Source organism: Methylobacterium sp. E-046, from assembly GCF_022829625.1.
GTDB classification, from domain to species: domain Bacteria; phylum Pseudomonadota; class Alphaproteobacteria; order Rhizobiales; family Beijerinckiaceae; genus Methylobacterium; species Methylobacterium longum.
In genome coordinates this window covers 1-1044 of the sequence record NZ_JAKSYP010000227.1, presented here as the reverse complement: position 1 = coordinate 1044, position 1044 = coordinate 1, and the positions used below count along the sequence as shown (strand labels likewise).

General features: G+C 65.7%; 1 protein-coding gene. It reads left to right on the top strand.

Annotated features, from left to right (window positions below):
* A partial coding sequence (locus tag MKK82_RS24355; RefSeq protein WP_243987126.1) for a porin occupies nucleotides 1-1044 on the top strand: 1044 nt, incomplete at both ends.

Genomic DNA, 1044 nt, shown 5'->3' with positions numbered 1-1044 from the left:
AAGTGTTCCGCCGAACACGCCTGCTGTCCCCGATCGTCGAAGCCGCAAATGTGACGGGAAACACGGCCATGAAGAACATCGGCCGCAGCAACTCGCCGTTCCCAGTGGACGCCGGGTTCAACGCCTCCGGCGCCTCGTCGCGCTTCAACTTCGTCGACGGAATCGAGAAGGGCGCGATTCCCGACGGCGGCCGCGTGCTCCGCCTCGGTGAGGCCTGGTGTTCGGCTCAGTTCTCGGCTGCCGTCCACGTGCTGAGCGTCAACGACATCCAGAACACCCTCGGCTTCATCCCGGGTGGCGGCCTCGGCACCGCCGCAACGGCGACCACGGGCGGCTCGAACGTGAGCATCCCGCACGCCAACACGGCCTACGGCTTCGCCGTGCAGGGCGGCATCAAGGTCAACGCGCCGTTCATCGCTCCGGGCGACGCGCTGTACGTCCAGGCCGCCTACGCGAACGGTGCGCAGATCTACTCGGGCTACTCCTCGTACTCGGGAACCTACGCTCAGACGGCCGCGACCATTCAGGGCCAGAAGTTCTCGCAGTACTTCAACGACGCGCAGATCAACCCGTTCACGGGCCAGATTCAGAAGAACGACAACGTCACGGTGTCGGCGGCTTACCTGCACTACTGGTCGCCGGAGTGGCGCTCGGCCTTCTTCGGCTCCTACGGCGAGCAGAACTTCGCCAGCGGCTCGCGGCTGGCCCAGGGCCAACTCTTCAACATCGTCAACCCGGCGAACTCGTTCGGCAGCAACGGTATCGGCGCGCCCGGCACCCGGTTCTACAACCTCAGCCAGGCGCTCCGCGACACCTACCAGTTCGTCGCTGGCGCGAACGTGATCTGGTCGCCCGTCAAGGATCTGGATATCGGCCTCGAAGGCTTCTACACGCAGGTCGGCGTGAAGAACGGCCGCGTCATCGACATCGACAAGGATCCGACCGCCTACTCGCGCGTCGCCGCGATCAACGCCGGTGGCCTCGTCCGCACCACGACCTCGGACGGCGTCTCCCAGATCCGCGTCCGCGTTCAGCGCGACTTCT